Origin of the sequence: Piscinibacter sp. (assembly GCF_050175855.1) — a bacterium.
Classification (GTDB): Bacteria; Pseudomonadota; Gammaproteobacteria; order Burkholderiales; family Burkholderiaceae_C; genus Piscinibacter.
Window position 1 is genome coordinate 1 of record NZ_JBFXIO010000369.1, and the last position, 5,112, is coordinate 5,112.

The window sequence follows — 5,112 nt, forward strand, 5'->3', positions numbered from 1 at the left end:
ACACGGCATGCGGGAGGTGCGACTCCAACGACTTCTTCAGCAACCACAGGCTCACGCCACCGCGCACCTTCAGGTTCGACGGCAGGCTCGCCAGCCACTCGACCAGCGGGTGGTCCATCAGCGGCTCCCGCACTTCCAGCGCATGCGCCATGCTGGCGCGATCGACCTTGGTGTTGATGTCCCCGACCAGGTAGGTCTGCAGATCCAGGTACTGGATCAGCGACAGCGGGTCGTCGGTGCCGGCGCGCGCCGCATGCTCGTGGAACAGGTCGGCCGTGCGGTAGCCGGCGAGTTGACGCTTCAACTCGGCCGAGTAGAGCTGCGGCCGCATGTCGTCACGGAAGATCGACACGCTGTGCATGTAGGCTTCGACGGTGTCGCGCGCCAGCGCCTGAAAGGTCGACTTGGCTCGCACGAAACGGGGCGCCCAGTCGGCCTTGGGGTACAGGCGGCCGAGCGTGCCGAAAAGCGGCTGCCGCAGGCCCAGCGGCAACGCGGACCGCAACTTCTCCTCGTTGAGATGCAGCAGGTAGCGCCGGTAGCCGCCCAAGTTCTCGTCACCGCCATCCCCCGACAGCGCCACCGTGACGTGGCGCCGAGCCAGCTGGCAGACCCGGTAGGTCGGGATCGCCGAACTGTCGGCATAGGGCTCGTCGTAGAGAGTCGCCAGCGTATCGACGAGATCGAAATCGTCCGTCTGCACCAGATCGACGTGGTGGTTCGTCCGGTAACGCTCGGCGACCTGCTGGGCAAAGCGAGTCTCGTCGTACTTCGGATCGTCGAAGGCGATCGAGCAGGTGTTCACCGCGCCGTTCGATTGCTCCGCCATCATCGCGACGACTGCGCTGGAGTCGACCCCACCCGACAGGAAGGCCCCCAGCGGCACCTCGGAGATCATGCGCAGGCGCACGCTGTCCTTCAGGCGCCGGACCAGTTCCTCCTGTGCTTCTTCGGCCGATATTGGGTTGTCGCCGCTGAAGCGCACGCTCCAGTACGGCTTGGGAGCGCCGGCGCGCTGGCCGCGGCGCAGCTTCAAGGTGTGTCCCGGGGAGAGCTTGAGCGCCGAGCTGAAGATGGTGCGCGGCTCGGGCACGTAGCCCAGCGTGAAGTAGTCATCCACCGAGCGTGGATCGATCTGCCGCGCGAGGCCGCCATGAGCCAGCAGCGACTTGAGCTCGGAGCCGAACAACCAAGTGCCGTCCGGCAACTCCGCGTAGTACAGAGGCTTGACGCCGAGCCGATCGCGCGCCATGAAGAGCGTCTGCCGGTTCTCGTCCCACAGCGCAAACGCGAACATCCCTCGAAAGCGTTCGACACAGGCTTCGCCCCAGGCCTCCCAGGCGTGCACGATCACCTCGGTGTCGCTGCGCGTGCGGAAGACGTGGCCGAGCGCAGTCAGCTCGGGAATCAGTTCGCCGTAGTTGTAGATCTCGCCGTTGAACACGACGACGACGCTGTGGTCCTCGTTGAACAGCGGCTGCTGACCGGTCGCCAGATCGATGATCGAGAGCCGCTTGTGGCCAAGCGCCACACCTGGCGCGAGATGCACACCTGTCTCGTCGGGGCCCCGATGGTGCTGCGACTCGTTCATGCGCACCAACTGGTCCCGCGAAAAGGACCGCGTGCCACGCGAATCCCAGATACCGACGATGCCGCACATGTTGTTTCTCCATCAGGCGCGCTGCAACGCGCCGCGTTGGGCGGCCTGCGTCAGCAGCCGCTCGTACAGGTCGCTATAGGCCGCGACCATGCCGTCCAGACTGAACCGGCGCTGCGCCATCACGCTGGCGCGCCGGCCGCGCGAGCGGGCGGCATCCGGGTCGAGAAAGTCGGCGAGCATGGCATGCGCCATGGCGTCGACCTCTCCAGCCGGCACCAGCCGTCCGGTGCTGCCCTCCTCGAGCAGTTCGGCATTGCCGCCGACATCGGTGGCGACGATCGGCAGGCCGCTGGCCATAGCCTCCAGGATGGTGTTCGAGATGCCCTCCGCGCGAGAGGGCAGCACGAATTGATCGAGGCTGCGCATGAACTCGGGCACGTCGTCACGCTCGCCGGCCAGCCAGGCCTGCGGCGACGCCCCGCCCTCGTCCAGCACGGACTGCACCGCGCCGCGCAGCGGGCCGTCACCGGCAATGGCCAGCCTGAGCCGCGCGCCCTCGCTGCCGGCCAGCGCCCGGGCCCGCACGAAAGCGCGCGCCAGCAGAACCTGGTCCTTGATGGCGTGCAGTCGTCCAACCGTGCCAACCACCCACAGATCCTGACCCGCAAAGGGCGAACCTGCCAGAGCCTGCCTGCTGTCGCCACGCTCGTGGAAGCGCAGCGTATCGACCCCGTTGCAGAGCTGGCTGATCCGCCCGCTCGGCACGCCGACACGCTCGACCAGATAGCGCTCGAGGTGCCGGGAAAGCGCGACATACCGGTGCACAAACGGCCGGTAGCAGCGCCGGATCCACTGGCACTTGATGCTGCGTCCGTCCGGATCGTTGCTGTCCCAGCCGTGCTCGCCGTGCACCCGCACGGGCACGCCCGCCCATGCCGCCGGCAGGCTCATCTCCAGAGCGCCGAGATTGCGTGTGTGCACGACGGCAGGACGCAGTTCCCGCAGCAGCTTCACCAGGTGGGGCGCGATGCGCAACCCCTGCCCAGGCGGCTTGTGCAGCGCGTGGAACTGAACGTCGTCACGCTGCACCCGACGGCGAATCTCGCCGATCTCGGTCATCGCGATCACCACGTGGCGAAAGCGCTCCGCCGGCATGCGATTGATCAGATTGACGACACCGTTCTCAAGTCCACCCACATCGAAGCGGTAAACGACATGTGCGACCAGCGGGCGGGGGTCGATGGAGCTCACCATGCCTGTAACCTGTCAGCCCAGGTGCCGCGCCAGCGTGGGGCCGACTGCATTGACCACACGACGCGGCAGGCGACGCCACACGTCGATGGCCAGGCGGTACTTCGGGTTCGCGGGGTTGTTCTGCGGCACGCTGTCGCCTGCGTAGAGGCGGTACTCGTAGTGCAGAGGTTGAGGTTCGAAGCCCCAGTTCTTCTTGAAGTCGAACGATCCGGTCTCGCGTTTGGAACGCCCGTAGTCGAACACCTTGATGCCGCGCTCGCACGCGCGCCGCAGCAGTTCCCAGTACTTGAAGTCGTTGGCGGCCAGTTCCCGAGCGCTGGGCAGATCGCCGGCGTAGTACGGCAGCACCTCATCGCGGAAGTAGAACGACAGCACTCCGGACACGGCCTCGCCGCTCGGACTCAGCACGGTCAGCACCTCGCAATCGTCGCCGAAGGCCCGCTTGAGCGCCCGGAAGTACTCGCGCGACTGCGGTGGCGTGCCGTGGCGGTGCTGGTTGTCCGCATAGAGTTCGAAGAAGCGGTCGGTGTCGGCATCGATCACGCTGTTCAGATTGCGCTGGATCGCCTTGCGCACCATCGCCCGCTGCTTGCGCGGAATGGCCAGCATGTTCGCTTCGACCTCGGGCAGCACGGGCTTGCGGAACGTGACGTAGAGATCCTGCTGCGGCCAGCTGTCTTCGCGCTGGCAACGGTCGCGCAGTTCGAGGTGCTGCACGCCGAGCCGCTCACCGAGCGATTCCGCCGCTCGGTGCAGAGCACTCACCGCCTGCGCGTCGGTCGAGGCGACACCGCCATAGACGGCGAACGGCAGCGATACCAGCGAATGCCCGAACAGCACGCTACGCAGTTCGACAAGCGGCAGCACACCGACGACATCGGCACCACGGCGCGCCATCAGGTAGTGAGTGCGATGGCGGAACACCTCTTCGTAGATGTTGCGCCAACCCAGCCGATGAAAGAAGGTGGCGTCCGGGCACGCAGCCACGAATGCCTCCCAGGCCGCACCGTCCGCCTCGGACAGCGGCGCCACTGCGACGTCGGCCGCCGCGCACATGTCGAGCGCGCCGTTCACGCTGCGGCCAGCCCGAACACCTGATCGACGCGCCCCCAGCGGAAGTCCGCCAGGAGCCGCGAGAGCCGGCTTTCGGTCTTGTTCAGGTTCACGTAGTGCCGGAAACGCGTCTTCAGGCTCGTACCCGCAATGCGCGGCTGGCCCGGGTCGATCTCCCAGGGGTGCATGTAGAAGATGGCGGGACGCCTGTCGATGCGGTTGACCCGCTGGATCACCCAGCGGCTGAGGGCATAGGGCGCAAGCCGGAAGTAGCCGCCGCCACCGGCGGGCAGGTTGCGGCCGAACATCTGCGTGGTGGTCACAGGAACCTCGATGAGGCCAGGGCGCGCGTCGTAGGGGAATCGCGGCGCGTCGGGCATGCCATAGTGATCGTGCTTGACCGGGTAGACACTCGAGCTGTAGCTGTAGCCTGCCTCGAGAAGCACATCGAATGCCCAAGGGTTGGAGTTGCCGATCGAGAAGCTCGGTGCGCGATAGCCTCGGATGGCAGTGGCACCGATGTCCTCCAGCAGCGCCTTGGCACGGTGAATGTCCTCGAAGAACTCGGGGCGACTTTGGTCGCTGGCGCGCAGATGGCCGTAGCCGTGGCTGGCCAGCTCATGCCCCCGCGCGACGATCTCTCGCACGAGCTGCGGATAGCGCTCGGCCACCCAGCCCAGCGTGAAGAAGGTGGCCTTGGCATTGCGCTCGTCGAACAGATCGAGAAGTCGATGCACGTTGCGTTCGACACGGCAGGGACGCACAGGCCAGGTGGCGCGATCGATGTGCGGCGCCAGGGCAGACACCTGGAAGTAGTCCTCGACGTCGACGGTCAAGGCGTTGGTCAGTGGCGAGGGCTGGCTGGTCATGTCAGAAGCGGTGGTCGAGCCCGAGGAAGACGGCCTTCTCCTGGCCGGCAACGACCACGTTCGATGCGATCTTGCGATACCGACCGCCAAGGAATACGTTGGTCCTCGGGGTCAGCTGTGTGTTGACGCGCAGGTCGGCGCTGCGCTGGGTCGTTTCATCGGCGGGCGTCACGCCAATCGATCGGATGCGGTTCCAGTCGACCGTGAAGTTCAAGGTGATCAACTGGACAGGCGGTGGTTGATCAGGAAGGACGCACCGTACTGGCGGTTGTTCTCGTCGCTCGATCCGGTCGACAGCGACGACTCGTCCTGCACGTCGACGGTTTCGACGCGGTA

Annotated in this window: 5 protein-coding genes; all 5 read right to left on the reverse strand. The window is 66.3% G+C overall.

The window, feature by feature from the left end:
- Positions 1–1,660 (reverse strand): XrtA/PEP-CTERM system amidotransferase (locus AB7U92_RS21560; RefSeq protein ID WP_428581897.1); only part of this gene is annotated, 1,660 nt, incomplete at its 3' end.
- A gap of 12 nt (positions 1,661–1,672) precedes the next feature.
- Positions 1,673–2,854: a TIGR03088 family PEP-CTERM/XrtA system glycosyltransferase gene (locus AB7U92_RS21565; RefSeq protein ID WP_428581900.1), complete on the reverse strand. Its 1,182-nt coding sequence runs from the start codon at positions 2,852–2,854 to the stop codon at positions 1,673–1,675.
- Positions 2,855–2,866: 12 nt separating this feature from the next.
- Complete coding sequence (locus tag AB7U92_RS21570; protein ID WP_428581909.1) at positions 2,867–3,910, reverse strand: FemAB family XrtA/PEP-CTERM system-associated protein; 1,044 nt, start codon at positions 3,908–3,910, stop codon at positions 2,867–2,869.
- Between the two features lie 14 nt (positions 3,911–3,924).
- On the reverse strand, positions 3,925–4,776 hold the full coding sequence (locus tag AB7U92_RS21575) for an XrtA system polysaccharide deacetylase (RefSeq protein ID WP_428581903.1): 852 nt from the start codon (positions 4,774–4,776) through the stop codon (positions 3,925–3,927).
- Between the two features lies 1 nt (position 4,777).
- Positions 4,778–4,999 carry a hypothetical protein gene (locus AB7U92_RS21580; protein WP_428581906.1) on the reverse strand — a complete coding sequence of 74 codons (222 nt, stop codon included), beginning with the start codon at positions 4,997–4,999 and terminating at the stop codon, positions 4,778–4,780.
- Positions 5,000–5,112 lie beyond the last annotated feature (113 nt).